This is a genomic window from Sagittula sp. S175, assembly GCF_049800975.1.
GTDB lineage: Bacteria > Pseudomonadota > Alphaproteobacteria > Rhodobacterales > Rhodobacteraceae > Sagittula.
In genome coordinates, this window is sequence record NZ_JBNAGB010000003.1 from 185850 (window position 1) to 200423 (window position 14574).

Sequence of the window (14574 nt, forward strand, 5' to 3'; positions counted from 1 at the left end):
CGCGGGCTTGCGCCCCGTATGAGAACCGCTCAGAGCAGCTCGAGGTCCGATGCCGAAACCTTGCCATCACGCCCTTCGCGCAGCTCGTAGCTGACTTTCTGGTTGTCGGCGAGGCCGGTCAGGCCCGAACGCTCGACCGCGGAGATGTGGACGAACACGTCCTTGCCGCCGCCCTCGGGCTGAATGAAGCCGTAGCCTTTGGTGGTGTTGAACCATTTCACGGTGCCAGTGGCCATCGTGGATACTCCTGTCATTTGCCGCTCGCGGAAGTGCAGCGGCCCGGCGTCGGTCAGAGCAGTATCGGGTTGCTCTGTCGCCGTATGGGGCAGACAGGTAGCGATAGTGGTAACTTAGCAGGCCCAGTTTATCTCATGTCCGGTGAGTCGGAGCAAGAACGATTGCGTTAACGTTGTGTTAACAGCGCCGTGAGCGCGGGAAACCGCTCGTGGCTGCGCCTCCGTCCGGAGGGAGGGATGGACCGGGACCGGACCATCCGAAGATTTCGCATCGGGCAGATGCCCGTGGCGCGGTTCAGAGCAGCTCGAGGTTGCCTGCGGATTCCTTGCCGTCACGGCCGGTCTGCAGCTCGTACTGAACCTTCTGGTTGTCGGCCAGGCCGGTCAGGCCGGAACGCTCGACTGCAGAGATGTGCACGAACACGTCCTTGCCGCCCGCGTCGGGTTGAATGAAGCCGTAGCCTTTGGTGGTGTTGAACCATTTCACGGTGCCAGTGGCCATCGTGTGTCTCCTTGAATATCCGCACGCTGGATTGCTGCGGGGCGGCGTAGGTCAGAGCAAAATCGGTGCTCTGTCGCCGGAAAGGCAGACAGGGAGGCGAGTCTGGGTAACGGTAGCGAGGGCGCGTATGACAGGTTTGGCGAGTCGGGGCAAGGGGCGGCGTTGGCTATTTGCTTCTTAGTGTCCAAGCCGAACCAGTCATGCACCAAATCCAGCTTGGTCCGACGCGATCCTAGCAGTAATTTGTTTCCACTCCGTACAAATCCATAGCTTTAAACACCATGTAGAAATCGTATGGGGTTCTGTCGCCTTTCAAAGGCTCTGCAGGCCACTCCCGTAAATAGTCCACCATGCTCCGAGTGAAGCGAGGATTGCTAGGGGGCTTAAGAGGGTCAAATTTCAATGGCTCACGCCTCTGACGCTGAGTGCTGCAGAGCATTTCGTAGACCACAATAAAGCTGCAATACTCATGAAAATAGTCTACTAAGATGTGATTTTTAGCATCCACAGTGTCCTTGGCGCTCGGCAAGACGCCCCAAAATACGGGGCGTTGACCATTGCAACCCCTTGCTTGCGTTAAGCTGTGCAACAGGCTGCCGAATATCTTGAGATGGCTCGGCGACTCCACTCCAAGTTTAGTCCAGTAGTTTTTACAGGTGCTCTGGAACTTGGAGACGGCTTCGGCCAAGCCCTCTTCATTCTCAATTAGTGGGATGTCTGCGGTGGCCAAAGCAATGCGAGACGCTCGCATACTTAATTCGTATCCGAGAGCTTCTGGATCGTTCAGATAAATGTTTAAACGGGTCTTCAATCCATCAGACATTCTGTCTGTTTATCTATTCTAGTGAAGTCGATGGATTGCAGTATCACATCATTGAGTTGGCAACAATGAATTCTATCCGAGCAGCAACGGCATTCGGATTTTCTTTGTACGAAGGATCATCTTCTGGAACCCGGTTAGACCCTATACGGTTATACTCAGGATTTTTTAAAGCTAGTCGTCTAGCTTCGAGAACCTGAGCCCATGCGAATGATGTAGTCACGACAAAAATACCTCCAGTTTGCGCCCGATTCCTGTAGACGCAGGCGCCCGTAGCATTGTTGCAAACTGTCAACAAGGCGTAAAGGTTGCGTTTTTAGTTAATGTGCCAGATGTGATTTTCTTGCGCGTATTGTGAGAGCGAAAGTTCAAAGGGAACGTCCTCGCATTGTCAAAGCGTTACGTTCTGCGGCACGGCCTTCGTTCCGACCATAGTATCTTAGTCCTCACCGAGTAAACTTCTTGTGCTTCAGGCGCTTGGGCTCCAGGGCATCCGCCCCCAGGCGGCGCTTCTTGTCTTCTTCGTAGTCGGTGAAGCCGCCTTCGAACCATTCCACATGCGCTTCGCCTTCGAAGGCGAGTATATGCGTGCAGATGCGGTCGAGGAAAAAGCGGTCGTGGGAGATGACCACGGCGCAGCCGGCGAAGTCGACGAGGGCGTCTTCCAAAGCGCGGAGGGTTTCCACGTCGAGGTCGTTGGTCGGTTCGTCGAGCAGGATGACGTTGCCGCCCTCCTTCAGCAGGCGGGCCATGTGGACGCGGTTGCGTTCACCGCCCGACAGCAGGCCGACCTTCTTCTGCTGGTCGCCGCCCTTGAAGTTGAACGCCCCGCAATAGGCGCGGGAGTTCTGCTCGGCATCGCCGAGTTTAATGATCTCGGCCCCGCCGGAGATCGCCTGCCAGACGGTGTCGTCGGCGTTCAGGTCGTCGCGCGACTGGTCGACGTAGGACAGCTGCACCGTGTCGCCCAGTTCGACGGTGCCGGAGTCGGGCTGTTCCTGCCCGGTCAGCATCTTGAAGAGCGTGGACTTGCCCGCGCCGTTCGGACCGATCACGCCGACGATGCCGCCCGGCGGCAGCGAGAAGGAGAGGTCTTCGATCAGCAGCTTGTCGCCCATGGCCTTGGTCAGATGCTCGACCTCGATCACCTTGGAGCCAAGGCGCTGGCCGTTGGGGATGATGATCTGCGCGCGCGCGAGTTTTTCGCGCTCGGACTGGGAGGCCATCTCGTTGTAGGCGGCGATACGGGCCTTGGACTTGGTCTGGCGGGCCTTCGCACCCTGACGCATCCATTCCAGTTCGCGCTCCAGCGTCTTTTGCTTGGCCTTGTCCTCGCGGGCCTCCTGCTCCAGTCGCTTGGCCTTTTGTTCCAGCCATGCGGAGTAGTTGCCCTCGTAGGGGATGCCGCGGCCGCGGTCGAGTTCGAGGATCCAGCCGGTGATGTCGTCCAGGAAGTAACGGTCGTGGGTGACGATCAGGATGGTCCCCTTGTAGTCGATCAGGTGCTGTTGCAGCCAGGCGATGGTCTCGGCGTCGAGGTGGTTGGTCGGTTCGTCCAGCAGCAGCATGTCGGGCGCTTCGAGTAGCAGTTTGCACAGCGCGACGCGGCGGCGTTCCCCGCCCGAGAGGGTGGCGACATTGGCGTCGTCGGGCGGGCAGCGCAGCGCCTCCATCGAGACGTCGATCTGGCTGTCGAGGTCCCAGAGGTTCTCGGCGTCGATCTGGTCCTGCAACTTGGCCATCTCGTCGGCGGTCTCGTCCGAGTAGTTCATGGCCAGTTCGTTGTACTTGTCGAGGATGGCCTTTTTCGACGCCACGCCCAGCATGACGTTCTCGCGGACGGTGAGGTTTTCGTCCAGTTTCGGCTCCTGCGGGAGGTAGCCGACCTTGGCGCCCTCGGCGGCCCAGGCCTCGCCGGTGAAGTCCTTGTCCATGCCGGCCATGATCTTCATCAGCGTGGATTTGCCCGCGCCGTTGACGCCGACGACGCCGATCTTCACGCCCGGAAGGAAGGAGAGGCGGATGTTTTCAAAGCACTTCTTGCCGCCGGGGTAGGTCTTGGACACGCCGTCCATGTGATAAACGTACTGGTAAGATGCCATGTCGAGTGCTCCCTCGGAAAAGCCGGTTTGGCTGCGAAATATAGTGTCCGGGGCCTGCGTGCAATGCGCAGACGTGGTGACGGCTTGTTAGGGCTGTAGAGAGATGATCGCCTCGTCGGGTCCGGCTTTAATCGGATGTTCAGAACTCTTGCAGATATCTGTGGTCGCCGCACGTCGGGTCTGGCGCGCAGGCCCGACCGACCGCATGCCTTCGGAGAGCAGGAATGACCGCGCAGCCAAAGAAGACGTTCCTCCGGAACCCGTGGAAAAGGCTGACCTTGCGTTGGAAACTGCCGGTGATGGTGGCGATCCCGACCATCGTGATGACGATCGCCTTGTCGCTGTACAGCTACGTGAAGGGGTCGGAGGAGTTCTTTCAGGCGCGGGCCGACACGAGCCGTGCCTTGCTGGTGCAAAAGACGCACGAGCTGGAGGTCTGGTTCGCGTCCATCGAAAAGGAAATGCTTCAGCTCGCCACCAGCAACTCTGCACGCGAGGCGATCGCGGCCTTTTCGGGCGGGTGGGACGCGCTGGGGCCTGCGGCGGGGGAGACGCTGACGCGGCTCTACATCACGGACAATCCCAATCCGGTCGGTGAAAAGGACCTGTTGGTCAATGCCAAGGATACGTCGGGCTGGAGTCGGCACCACGCCCGGTTCCACGAAGGGTTCCGCAGTTTCCAGAGGCTTGGCGAATTCTACGACCTGTTCCTGTTCGATCTGAAGGGAAACCTGGTCTACTCGGTCTTCAAGGAAGCGGATTTTGCCACCAACTTCATCGACGGGCCATATGCGTCCTCCGGGCTTGGCAGGGTCTACCGCGAGGCGATGACGCTGGACGCGTCCGAGGTGCGCTATTCCGGCTATGCCGCCTACGCACCAAGCGCCGGGGCACCGGCCAATTTCGTGGCGAGCCCGGTCTTTGATGCGATGGGCAACCGTATCGGGGTCGCCGCGTTGCAGATCAATATCGACGCCCCGGCGCAGTTCTTGTCGGACAGCACGCTGTTGCAGGGATCGGGCTATATCTACGCCGTAGGGGAGGATGGTCGCGCCTTGTCGCTGCCACCCGGGATCACGGATTACGAGGTTCTGGACATGCTTCCGAGCCTGACCCAGATCGGGGAGGCCATCTCGCCCGCCGGGGCTGACCTGTCCGACGTGCCGGGCCTGAACGGAGAGCAGGTGGAGAGCCTCGTGAAGAAGGCGGTGCACGGAGGGCAGGAATGGCACCTGCTGCTGGAACGGTCACGGGAAGAGGTCGAAGCGCAGGAAACCGCGCTGCTGTTGCGCACGCTGGCGGAATCCTCGCTCGTGACATTGCTGGTGCTGGGAACCTGCGTTTTCGTGTCGGGCCTGCTGACGCGCCGGATTTCCGCACTCGCGAAAAGCGTGGAGCGCGTCGCCCAGGGGGATTTCGAGACGACCGTGGACCAGACGAAGACGGGCGACGAAATCGGTGACATCGCGCGGGCGCTCAACCGGTTCAAGGATGATCTGGCGCAGATCGAGACCAACCGGGAAGCCGCCGCGCGCGAAGCCGCCCAGCAGGCGCATGTGGTGGAAATCCTGCGCTCGGCCCTTGTGCGCCTTGCCGGGGGTGACCTGGATTGCCGGATCGACGAGCCTCTGGGCGAGCAGTACGAACCCTTGCGCACCCACTTCAATCGCACCGTCGACAGCCTGCGCGAAATCATCGGCGAATTGCGCGAAAGCGCCGAGGCGATCGACACCGATGCGCGCACACTTGGGGCCGGGACGGATGCGCTGTCGTCACGAACGGAAAACCAGGCGGCCACGCTGGAACAGACGGCCGCCGCGATGGACCAGATCTCGGAAAGCGTGACGTCAACGGCGCGTGGCGCCAAGGAGATCGTCGGCGCCATGGGGCAGGCCCGCGACCAGGCGCAGCGCGGGGAAGACGTGCGCAGCCGCGCAGTCGAGGCGATGAGCGCCATCGAGGTGTCATCCGGCAAGATCGCCCAGATCATCAAGGTGATCGAGGACATTGCCTTTCAGACCAACCTGTTGTCGCTGAACGCCGGGGTCGAAGCCGCGCGGGCGGGCGACGTGGGGCGGGGTTTTGCGGTGGTGGCCAGCGAGGTGCGGGCCCTGGCGCAGCGGTCCTCGGATTCCGCAGCCGAGATCCGCACGCTAATCAGCGAGTCCGGTGCCAATGTGTCGAACGGCGTGCGGCTGGTGTCCGAACTGGGCACCGCGATGGAAAGCATCCTGCAGGAAGTCGTGTCGGTGTCGGACCAGGTCAAGGATATCTCTGTCAGCGCGTCCGAGCAGGCGCAGGGCATCGGCGAAATCAACAACGGCATCGCCATGCTGGACAAGGTCACGCAGGAAAACGCGGCCATGGTGAACGAAAGCGCCGCCGCGGGCCGGGCGTTGCAGGGCAAGGCCGGGTCGCTGCGCGATCTGGTGGCGCAGTTCCGCACCGACGGCAGGGGCGCGCAGTCCGGGGACGGGTCCTCGGGGGCGACGCGGCGCACGGAGCCGGTGACTGCCGCTGTCGGGGTGGCAGGGCGGAAGCGGGCAGAGGCGGCAAAACCGGCCTCGGTGAAGGTTCATGCCGATACCTCGGATCTGGGGTGGGACAGCGCGGACGCCCTGCCCATCGCCGCGCGCGCGGCAGCGCCCGTGGCCCGGCCAGAGCGTAAGGTCGTCGGGGCGGCTGCCGGAGGGCAAGGGGGCGCGGCGCGGTCCGAGACCCTGATCGGCGATGTCACGATCTGGCAGGATTTCTGAGGCCGCCAAGGCCCTCCGCTTGCCTTGTCCCTGCGAAAACTCTAGGTTTCGTGGGGATTTGCGCGGCGGAGGAAGACGCAAGTGGAGGGTGATGTCAGGGGCGGTGATCGGCGCGTGTTCCGGCCGGGGGCACGGATCGGGCTGCTCGGTGGGTCCTTCGATCCGCCGCACGAGGGGCATCTGCACCTGTCGCGTGAGGCGCTGAAGCGCTTTGGGCTGGACGCGGTGGTCTGGCTGGTGAGCCCCGGCAATCCGCTGAAGGCGCATGCGCCTGCCTCGCTGGAGGCGCGGATGGCCGCCTGTCGCGCTCTGGTCGATCACCCGCACATTCATGTCAGCGACATCGAGGCGCGGCTGGGCACGCGCTACACTGCCGAAACGCTCGGCGCTTTGACCGGCCTGTACCCGCAGGTGCGGTTTTGCTGGCTGATGGGAGCGGACAACCTGGCGCAGTTCCATCGTTGGGAAAACTGGCGCGGGATCATGGAGATGGTGCCGGTGGGCGTGCTCGCCCGGCCCGAGGTGCGCGGGCGCGCGCTGGGGTCCAAGGCGGCGCGGGTCTATGCCGATGCGCGGCTGCCGGCGCGGGAGGCGCGGGCCTTGGGGGGCGCGGTGCCTCCGGCTTGGTGTTTCGTCAACATGCCGATGCGGCGGATCAGCAGTTCGGCCCTGCGGGCAGGGGCTGCGGAGGCGGCGAAAACGTGAACGGGGCAAGGAGATTGCCCTGTTGCGGGGCGCGCGCGGAATCAAGTAGATCGGTGCCATGACCAAACGCATTTCACGACGGTTTTTCCTGGGCGCGGCGGCTGCGGCGCTGGTGCCATCCTACGGCATGGCGAACGCGCCGAAGGTGTCGCTGCGGCCCGTGGGGCGTCAGGATGACCTGCTGAAGTCATCGCAACCTTCGATCGAGGAGCTGATCGCGGCGGCGAAGCTGAACGGCACGGTGGCTTTTTGTGTCGCGAACACCGCCACGGGCAAGCTGCTTGAGAGCCATGACGCGGAACAGGGGCTGCCGCCAGCGAGCGTCGCCAAGGCGCTGACGGCGGGTTATGCGCTGGCGCATCTGGGCGAGGACTTCCGGTTCGAGACGCGGGTGCTGGCGACCGGCGGCGTGATCGAGGGCGTGGTGCAGGGCGACCTTGTGCTGGCGGGCGGCGGTGATCCGGCGCTGGACACGGACGGGCTGGCGGTGCTGGCGAAGCGTCTGGCCGAGGTGGGGATCACCGGGGTCAAGGGCGGTTTCAAGGTCTGGGGCGGGAAATACCCCTACGTGCGCGGCATCGACGCCGAGCAGCCGGACCACGTGGGTTACAACCCGGCGGTCTCGGGGCTGAACCTGAACTACAACCGCGTGCATTTCGAATGGCGGCAGGCGGGGGCTGGGTACAACGTGTCGATGGAGGCGCGGACCGAGACCTATCGTCCGGGCGTGCGCATGGCGCATATGGCCGTCGCGTCACGGTCTTTGCCGATCTACACCTATGCCGACGCGGGCGGGCGGGACGAATGGACCGTGGCGAAATCGGCGCTGGGCAAGGCAGGGTCGCGCTGGCTGCCGGTGCGCAAACCGCAGTTGTATGCGGGCGAGGTGTTCCAGAGCCTTGCCAAGGCCAACGGCATCACGCTGAAGGCGCCGGAGGTGGTGGATGCCATGCCGGCGGGCGCACAGGAATGGGCCAAGCTGGAAAGCGCGCCGCTGCGCGAGGTGCTGCACGACATGCTCAAGTGGTCCACCAACCTGACGGCAGAGCTTGTCGGGCTGACGGCGACCTCGCGGCGGCTGGGCAGGATGCCGGCCTCGCTGTCGGAGTCCGCGGCGCAGCTGAACACATGGGCGGCGGAGTCGCTGGGCGTGCCCGGGCTGGCGCTGGTGGATCACTCGGGGCTGGGCGACGGCAGCCGGGTGAAGGCCTCGGACATGATGGCGGCGCTGGCGGCGATGCATCGCGACAGGATGCTGAAGCCGATCCTGAAGGAATTCACCATGCGGGACGCCAACCGCAAGGTCATCGAGAACCACCCGATCAAGGTGCATGCAAAGACGGGGACGCTGAACTTTGTCAGCGGGCTGGCGGGCTTTGCCGATCTGCCGGACGGGACGGAGCTGGTGTTCGCGATCTTTACCGCCGATCTGGACCGGCGGGCGACGCTGAGCATGGACGAGCGCGAGAGCCCGGAAGGGGGCGCAAGCTGGAACGTGCGGGCGAAGACCCTGCAGCAGAAGCTGATCGAACGCTGGGGCGTGCTGTACGCCGCGTGATCCGTCGACCGGGGGAGTCGGGGTGTAACCCCGACCTACGGATTGGACAGGGCGCGCACCCGTGAGAGGGCGTAGGTCGGGGTTGCCCCCCGACCTTTTCAGTTCTGGATGACGACGCGCATGTTCTGTTTGCCCACCTGCTGCGTCAGGTTGAACAGTACGGCGGCGTGTTCCGGGTGCAGGCGCACGCAGCCCGCCGAGGCGGGGCGGCCGAGGCGCGAGATCTGGTTGGTGCCATGGATCGCGTAATTGCCGTTGAAGAAGATCGAATAGGGCATGGGCGCGTTGTCATAGAGGCTGGATTTGTGGTTCTTCGACAACCACTTGGCCGACCATTGGCCGCGCGGGGTGTACTTGCCCTTGCGCGCGGTGGAGACCGGCCATTGGTAGGCGATTTCGCCGTTGTAGATCACGGTCATGGTCTGGCTTGAGATGTCGACCTTGGCCACCAGCGGCGCGGCGAGGGCGGCAATCGGGGTGAGAATGCTGAGCGCCGTGGCAAATACGGCGGAAAGAATGCGGTTCATCGGGTCCCTCCAGAAAATGGCTATGGCAGCGCATCGGCAAAATTGTGCCTGCGGGACGATACAACGGGGTTAACGACCTGCGAGTCCGGTAATCCTGACCTTTGAACGATTTAAAGAAAAAGCGATGCAGGGAATCCCCACATCGCTTGATTTCTTCGGTGATTTCGGGCGCTTGGCGCTTAGACCGACAGGTGACGTGCGCGCGCGCCGCGTTCGATGGCGGCGGCGTGCAGGCGGTCGATGTTCAGCTCGTAGCGAATCTCTTCGAGCAGGCGCAGTTCGGTTTCCTGAAGCGTGCCATCGGCGGCGGCCACGTCGCAGGCCAGCGCGTAGGCGGTTTCGAACAGGCGCTCGGGGAGGTTGTCGCGCACGAGGCCGAACAGGGCGTCGAGGCCGTCCTCCTGCTCGAACAGGTCGGCGACCATGGAGGCCATGACGCGCACGCGATCGCCGTCATACTCGGCGAAGATCGGCAGCATGTTGACCGCCGAATCAATCTTGACCAGTTCGGCGGTGCGGATGTTCTCGTCCGACATCGACACGGCGATCATGACCGCCACAAGGCAGTCCTGTGGGCTCAGCGGGTGGGAAACTTCGGTCATGGGCCTCTTTCCGTCCATTAATGCGGCGTTGCAGCGCAATTTATTGACGCTTGGCCGTTGCCGCAATAGGAAGCGCTGCGTTCTTACCAAGGAGTCCGGAACATGTCCGATACGCGCGAAGCCGCCATGAACAGCAAGGCCTGGCCGTTCGAAGAGGCGCGCCGGATCCTGAAACGCTACGAGAAGGCGCCGCCGGAGAAGGGCTATGTGCTGTTCGAGACCGGCTATGGCCCGTCCGGCCTGCCGCATATCGGCACCTTTGGCGAGGTGGCGCGGACCTCGATGATCCGCCGGGCCTTCCACGAGATTTCCGACATTCCGACGCGGCTGATCTGCTTTTCGGACGACATGGACGGGATGCGCAAGGTGCCGGGCAACGTGCCGCAACAGGAGATGCTGCGCGAGCACCTGCAAAAGCCGCTGACCGCGGTGCCCGATCCCTTTGGCACGCATGAGTCCTTTGGCCACCACAACAACGCGATGTTGCGGCGGTTCCTTGATACGTTTGGCTTCGAGTACGAGTTCTACTCGGCCACGGAGTTCTACAAGTCCGGCCAGTTCGACGCGGTGCTGCTGCGCGCGGCGGAGCGGTATGACGACCTGATGAAGATCATGCTGAAGTCGCTGCGGGATGAGCGGGCGGCGACGTACTCGATCTTCCTGCCGATCCACCCGGAGACGGGCCGCGTGCTGTATGTGCCGATGAAGAACGTCGATGCGGCGAAGGGCGAGATCACCTTTGACGACGAAGAGGGGCGCGAGTGGACGCTGCCGGTGACCGGCGGCAACGTGAAGCTGCAGTGGAAGCCGGATTTCGGCGCGCGCTGGGCGGCGCTGGGTGTGGATTTCGAGATGTACGGCAAGGATCACTCGACCAACACGCCGATCTATGACGGCATCTGCCGGGCGCTGGGGGCGAAGGCGCCGGAGCATTTCACCTACGAGCTGTTCCTCGATGACAAGGGGCAGAAGATTTCGAAGTCGTCGGGCAACGGGATCTCGATCGACGAGTGGCTGACCTATGCCTCGGCTGAGTCGCTGTCGTATTTCATGTTCCAGAAGCCCAAGACCGCCAAGCGGCTGTTCTTTGACGTGATCCCCAAGGCGGTGGACGAATATCACCAGCAGCTGCGTGCCTACCCGACGCAGGACGCGACGCAGCAGCTGGCGAATCCGGTGTGGCATATCCACGGCGGCGATGTCCCGGAGAGCACCCTGGTGGTGCCGTTCTCGATGCTGCTGAACCTGGCAAGCGCGGCCCATGCCGAGGACAAGGCGGCGATGTGGTCCTTCATCCGCCGTTACGCACCCGATGCCTCGCCCGAGACGCATCCGGATGTGGACGCGGCGGCGGGCTTTGCCGTGAAGTACTACGAGGATTTCGTGAAGCCGACCAAGGTGTTCCGCGCGCCGGAGCCGCAGGAGCGGGCGGCGATGGAAGACCTGGCGGCGCGGCTGCGGGCCTGGGAGGGTCCGGCGGACGACGAGACCTTGCAGTCGGCGGTTTTTGCCGTGGGCAAGGAGCATGGGTTCGAGAACCTGCGCGACTGGTTCAAGGCGCTGTATGAGGTGCTGCTGGGGCAGTCGCAGGGTCCGCGCTTCGGCGGGTTCATCGCGCTCTATGGCGTGGCCGAGACGGTGGAGCTGATCGAGAAGGGGCTGGCCGGGGATTTGGCGGCCTGATCTGGTGATCCGGTTTATCGACCGGGGCTGAAACTTTTGACGGCGCGTGGACGTGGCTTACTTCTGTTACCAGAGGAGGGTCACGCCATGCGCTTTTTCTTTGTCTTGATGCTGATGGTCTGGGGGTTGGGGCTGCGCGCCGAGGAGGTGCCGCGCGAACCGGGGATCGAGGCAGCGATCTCGGACCAGATCGCGGCGTTCCGGGTGGACGATTTCTCGACCGCGTTCATGTTCGCAAGCCCGGGGATACAGGGGATGTTCGGCACGCCGGACCGCTTTGGCGCGATGGTGAAGAACGGCTACCCGATGGTCTGGCGGCCTGGCGACGTGCGGTTCGGACGGCTGCACGACGAGGATGGCGTGCTGTGGCAGGAGGTGCTGATACAGGACCAGCAGGGGCGGCGGTTCGGGCTCGCCTACCGGATGGAGCGGGTGCTGGGCGAGTGGCGCATCGCCGGTGTGCAGGTGATCCCGGCGCCGGACGTGGGGGTCTGACGGCGAGGCCGGGCCTGTTGCTTCCATTGTCCAGCTGACGTTTGTCATGCTTTGCATGACTGGGGGCGCTGTCCCCAGACCCCCGGAGATATTTGTCCCAAGAAGAAGCAGGGAGCGGCCCTTTGGGCTTCTTCTTGGTCCAAATACCTCCGGGGGAGCGCCGAAGGCGCGGGGGCGGAGCCCCTTTGCGCGCGCCGACCACCGTACGCTGCGGTTCCAGACCGTTAACCGGGCGTTGATACTTCCCTTTCCCGAGCGGGGCCGAAGGCCTCTTCGTGTTGAAAGGGAACTCGATGAACAAGGCGATCACCGACGGACTGGTCTTTATGCCGCCCGCGTTTGCGGCGGACAATCTTGGTCTGTTTGCGAAGGGCGACGGGGTGCCCGGCTCGACCACCTACGCGGGGCTGGCCAGCGCGGCTTTCGTTCCGGCGGATCAGGATTTCGCGGGCTGCCTGGAGATCCAGAAGACCGAGGCCACGCAGAAGTTGCGCTACATGGGCCAGACGCCGCTGCCGCTGGGATGTTACCTGCGGGTGACCGTGCGGGTGAAGGCGGTGTCGGGCGCGCTGCCGTCGGTGCGGGTGGCGGGCTATGCCGCGCAGGCGAATGGCACGGCGGTGGCCGGTGTCACGACCGTGGGCGAGACGGTGGCGCTGACGGACTACGGCGAGGTGGTCGAGGTCTCGGCCATCGTTGGCGCGGGCGACCGGGGCGGGGTGGACCTCGTCTGGGGCACGACGGCGGTCTACGGGCATTTCGGCATCGACCTGACAGGGCCGAACGGCGGCGTGGTGCGGGTCGATGACATCGAGATCGAGGACATCACCGGGGTGTTTCTGCGCGACCTGATGAACTGGGTCGACGTGCGCGACTATGGCGCGAAGGGCGACGGGGTCACCGATGACACGGCGGCCTTTGCTGCGGCGGATGCTGCCGCGAACGGGCGGCGTGTGCTGGTGTCGGCGGGGACATATCACCTCGCATCCTCGGTCACGCTGGAGAGCCGCGTGACCTTTGAGGGCAAGGTGACCATGCCGGTCGATGCGATCCTGTCGTTGACCAAGGATTACGACCTGCCGACCTATATCGATGCCTTTGGCGGCGACGAGGAGATGGCGTTCAAGAAGGCGGTGCAGTCGCTGATGAACGGGGCGGATCACGAGAGCCTCGACCTTTGCGGGCGGCGCGTGTCGATTTTCAGCCCCATCGACGTGGCGGCGATTGTACCGAACCGGACGTCCTATGCGCAGCGCCGGGTCATCCGGAACGGCCAGCTGCGGGCTGAGGACAGCGGCAACTGGGCGCCGGAGACGGTGACCTCGACCGCGACCTACAGTGCCTCGAACGGCTGGAAGCTGACCAATGTGACCAATATCGCCAATATCAAGGTGGGCTCGCTGATCACCGCCTCGGGCGTTGGGCGCGAGGTCTATGTGCGGGCGATCAATGTCGGTGCTGCCGAGATCACCCTGTCGCAGCCGTTGTCGGACGCAGTGGGGCAGCAGGTCTATACCTTTACCCGCTTCAAGTTCATGCTGGATTTCACCGGCTTCGAGCGGCTGAACGTCTTTGAGCTGGAAGGCATCGAGTTCCAGTGCAACGAGTTGGCCAGCGGCATGGCCTGGCCCGCATATGGCACGGTGAACGTGGTGCGCAACTGCGTGTTCAACCGGCCCGGCCATCGCGGGCTGGTGTCCATCGGCGACGGCTGTCAGGGCGCGCTGATCGACCATTGCCAGTTCATCAGCCACGAGGGCGGCGAACTGAGCCAGAACCGCCAGACGGTGGCCATCGTCACCAATGCCAACGACGTGAAGATCCGCAATTGCCGCGCCTCGCAGTTCCGGCATTTCGCTGTGATCTCGGGGGCGCAGAGTGTCATCACGGGGAACCACTTCTTTCAGGGCGACCCGGCGACGGCGGGGGTGCGCACGGCGGGGATCGTCATTGCGCTGCGCGCCTGCAACACGCAGATCAGCGGCAACTACATCGACAACTGCCACATCGAGTGGACCAACGAGCGCGAGCCGGAGCCGGATTTCACCGGGGGCTTCGGGTTCGCGGGCCTGTCGATCACCGACAACGTGATGCTGTGTTCGAACGTGTCGACGCTGTTCAGCTTTATCGTGGTGAAGCCCTATGGCTCGGGGCACTATGTCAACGGGATGAACGTGTCGGGGAACACTTTCCGCGCCGTGGGGCTGGTGATCCAGCGCGGCGAGCGGGTGGATACGTCGTATGCGCAGATGGTGATGAACGGGTTCCGGGGGATTTCCTTTACCGGGAACACCTATCACAACGTCGAAAGCGGTGCGCAGAACCCCTTGGTGGTGAAGCACAGCCAGAACACCCATGCGCAGGTCTGGGAGATCGACAGCCTCAAGCGGCTGCCCTTTGCCGGGCGGGCGATGCAGGTGGACAGCGTGGTGACGACCTCGCGGCCGCGCAATGCGTCGAACGTGTCGAATTACGCCATGCCCTATACGCAGGCCGAGATCGGGTCGAATGGCGACAAGGTGCAGCTGATCTGGCCCGAGCCCATGCTGGGTGACGTGGCCGTGACGATGCGGTCGGACAAGTGACGG

The 14574-nt window shown here is 63.5% G+C and carries 12 protein-coding genes; 6 read left to right on the forward strand and 6 right to left on the reverse strand.

Translation table 11 applies throughout. The annotated features are described in order from the left end of the window. Positions 1–29 precede the first annotated feature (29 nt). The 4 genes from ACP16H_RS05750 to ettA form a co-directional block, all read right to left on the reverse strand. On the reverse strand, positions 30–236 hold the full coding sequence (locus tag ACP16H_RS05750; RefSeq protein WP_425071444.1) for a cold-shock protein: 207 nt from the start codon (positions 234–236) through the stop codon (positions 30–32). Positions 237–531: 295 nt separating this feature from the next. Beyond that, on the reverse strand, positions 532–738 hold the full coding sequence (locus ACP16H_RS05755; protein ID WP_425071307.1) for a cold-shock protein: 207 nt from the start codon (positions 736–738) through the stop codon (positions 532–534). Between the two features lie 232 nt (positions 739–970). Beyond that, complete coding sequence (locus ACP16H_RS05760) at positions 971–1561, reverse strand: hypothetical protein (RefSeq protein ID WP_425071308.1); 591 nt, start codon at positions 1559–1561, stop codon at positions 971–973. Between the two features lie 443 nt (positions 1562–2004). Next, positions 2005–3660, reverse strand: coding sequence for an energy-dependent translational throttle protein EttA (gene ettA / locus ACP16H_RS05765; protein WP_425071309.1), 1656 nt, complete (start codon positions 3658–3660; stop codon positions 2005–2007). A gap of 224 nt (positions 3661–3884) precedes the next feature. Here ettA and ACP16H_RS05770 point away from each other — a divergent pair, with 224 nt between their 5' ends. The 3 genes from ACP16H_RS05770 to dacB all read left to right on the forward strand — a co-directional run bounded on the left by ACP16H_RS05770 (position 3885) and on the right by dacB (position 8679). Next, positions 3885–6416, forward strand: a complete 2532-nt coding sequence (locus tag ACP16H_RS05770) for a methyl-accepting chemotaxis protein (RefSeq protein WP_425071310.1) — start codon at positions 3885–3887, stop codon at positions 6414–6416. An 81-nt stretch (positions 6417–6497) separates the two neighbouring features. After that, on the forward strand, positions 6498–7121 hold the full coding sequence (locus ACP16H_RS05775; protein WP_425071311.1) for a nicotinate-nucleotide adenylyltransferase: 624 nt from the start codon (positions 6498–6500) through the stop codon (positions 7119–7121). A 58-nt stretch (positions 7122–7179) separates the two neighbouring features. Next, positions 7180–8679 carry a D-alanyl-D-alanine carboxypeptidase/D-alanyl-D-alanine endopeptidase gene (gene dacB, locus ACP16H_RS05780; protein WP_425071312.1) on the forward strand — a complete coding sequence of 500 codons (1500 nt, stop codon included), beginning with the start codon at positions 7180–7182 and terminating at the stop codon, positions 8677–8679. Positions 8680–8777: 98 nt separating this feature from the next. On the opposite strand, the gene ACP16H_RS05785 is transcribed toward dacB, so the two are convergent. Together ACP16H_RS05785 and ACP16H_RS05790 are read right to left on the reverse strand one after the other, a co-directional pair. Next, on the reverse strand, positions 8778–9206 hold the full coding sequence (locus ACP16H_RS05785) for a L,D-transpeptidase (protein ID WP_425071313.1): 429 nt from the start codon (positions 9204–9206) through the stop codon (positions 8778–8780). Between the two features lie 179 nt (positions 9207–9385). Then, complete coding sequence (locus tag ACP16H_RS05790; RefSeq protein WP_425071314.1) at positions 9386–9808, reverse strand: tellurite resistance TerB family protein; 423 nt, start codon at positions 9806–9808, stop codon at positions 9386–9388. A 102-nt stretch (positions 9809–9910) separates the two neighbouring features. Between ACP16H_RS05790 and ACP16H_RS05795 the strand changes: the two genes are divergently transcribed. From ACP16H_RS05795 to ACP16H_RS05805, 3 genes are all read left to right on the forward strand, one after another. Next, the gene (locus ACP16H_RS05795) at positions 9911–11491 is read left to right on the forward strand and encodes a lysine--tRNA ligase (RefSeq protein WP_425071315.1); all 1581 of its coding nucleotides are present in this window, start codon (positions 9911–9913) and stop codon (positions 11489–11491) included. A gap of 87 nt (positions 11492–11578) precedes the next feature. Then, positions 11579–11986, forward strand: coding sequence for a DUF4864 domain-containing protein (locus tag ACP16H_RS05800; RefSeq protein WP_425071316.1), 408 nt, complete (start codon positions 11579–11581; stop codon positions 11984–11986). A 293-nt stretch (positions 11987–12279) separates the two neighbouring features. After that, positions 12280–14571: a right-handed parallel beta-helix repeat-containing protein gene (locus ACP16H_RS05805; protein WP_425071317.1), complete on the forward strand. Its 2292-nt coding sequence runs from the start codon at positions 12280–12282 to the stop codon at positions 14569–14571. The last annotated feature ends 3 nt before the right edge of the window (positions 14572–14574 follow it).

Excerpts from the sequence above, each read along its gene's own strand:
- ACP16H_RS05790 (WP_425071314.1), bottom strand. The coding sequence starts at position 9,808 with ATGACCGAAGTTTCCCACCCGCTGAGCCCACAGGACTGCCTTGTGGCG.
- ettA (WP_425071309.1), bottom strand. The coding sequence starts at position 3,660 with ATGGCATCTTACCAGTACGTTTATCACATGGACGGCGTGTCCAAGACC.
- dacB (WP_425071312.1), top strand. The coding sequence starts at position 7,180 with ATGACCAAACGCATTTCACGACGGTTTTTCCTGGGCGCGGCGGCTGCG.
- ACP16H_RS05785 (WP_425071313.1), bottom strand. The coding sequence starts at position 9,206 with ATGAACCGCATTCTTTCCGCCGTATTTGCCACGGCGCTCAGCATTCTC.
- ACP16H_RS05795 (WP_425071315.1), top strand. The coding sequence starts at position 9,911 with ATGTCCGATACGCGCGAAGCCGCCATGAACAGCAAGGCCTGGCCGTTC.
- ACP16H_RS05750 (WP_425071444.1), bottom strand. The coding sequence starts at position 236 with ATGGCCACTGGCACCGTGAAATGGTTCAACACCACCAAAGGCTACGGC.
- ACP16H_RS05760 (WP_425071308.1), bottom strand. The coding sequence starts at position 1,561 with ATGTCTGATGGATTGAAGACCCGTTTAAACATTTATCTGAACGATCCA.
- ACP16H_RS05755 (WP_425071307.1), bottom strand. The coding sequence starts at position 738 with ATGGCCACTGGCACCGTGAAATGGTTCAACACCACCAAAGGCTACGGC.
- ACP16H_RS05770 (WP_425071310.1), top strand. The coding sequence starts at position 3,885 with ATGACCGCGCAGCCAAAGAAGACGTTCCTCCGGAACCCGTGGAAAAGG.
- ACP16H_RS05805 (WP_425071317.1), top strand. The coding sequence starts at position 12,280 with ATGAACAAGGCGATCACCGACGGACTGGTCTTTATGCCGCCCGCGTTT.
- ACP16H_RS05800 (WP_425071316.1), top strand. The coding sequence starts at position 11,579 with ATGCGCTTTTTCTTTGTCTTGATGCTGATGGTCTGGGGGTTGGGGCTG.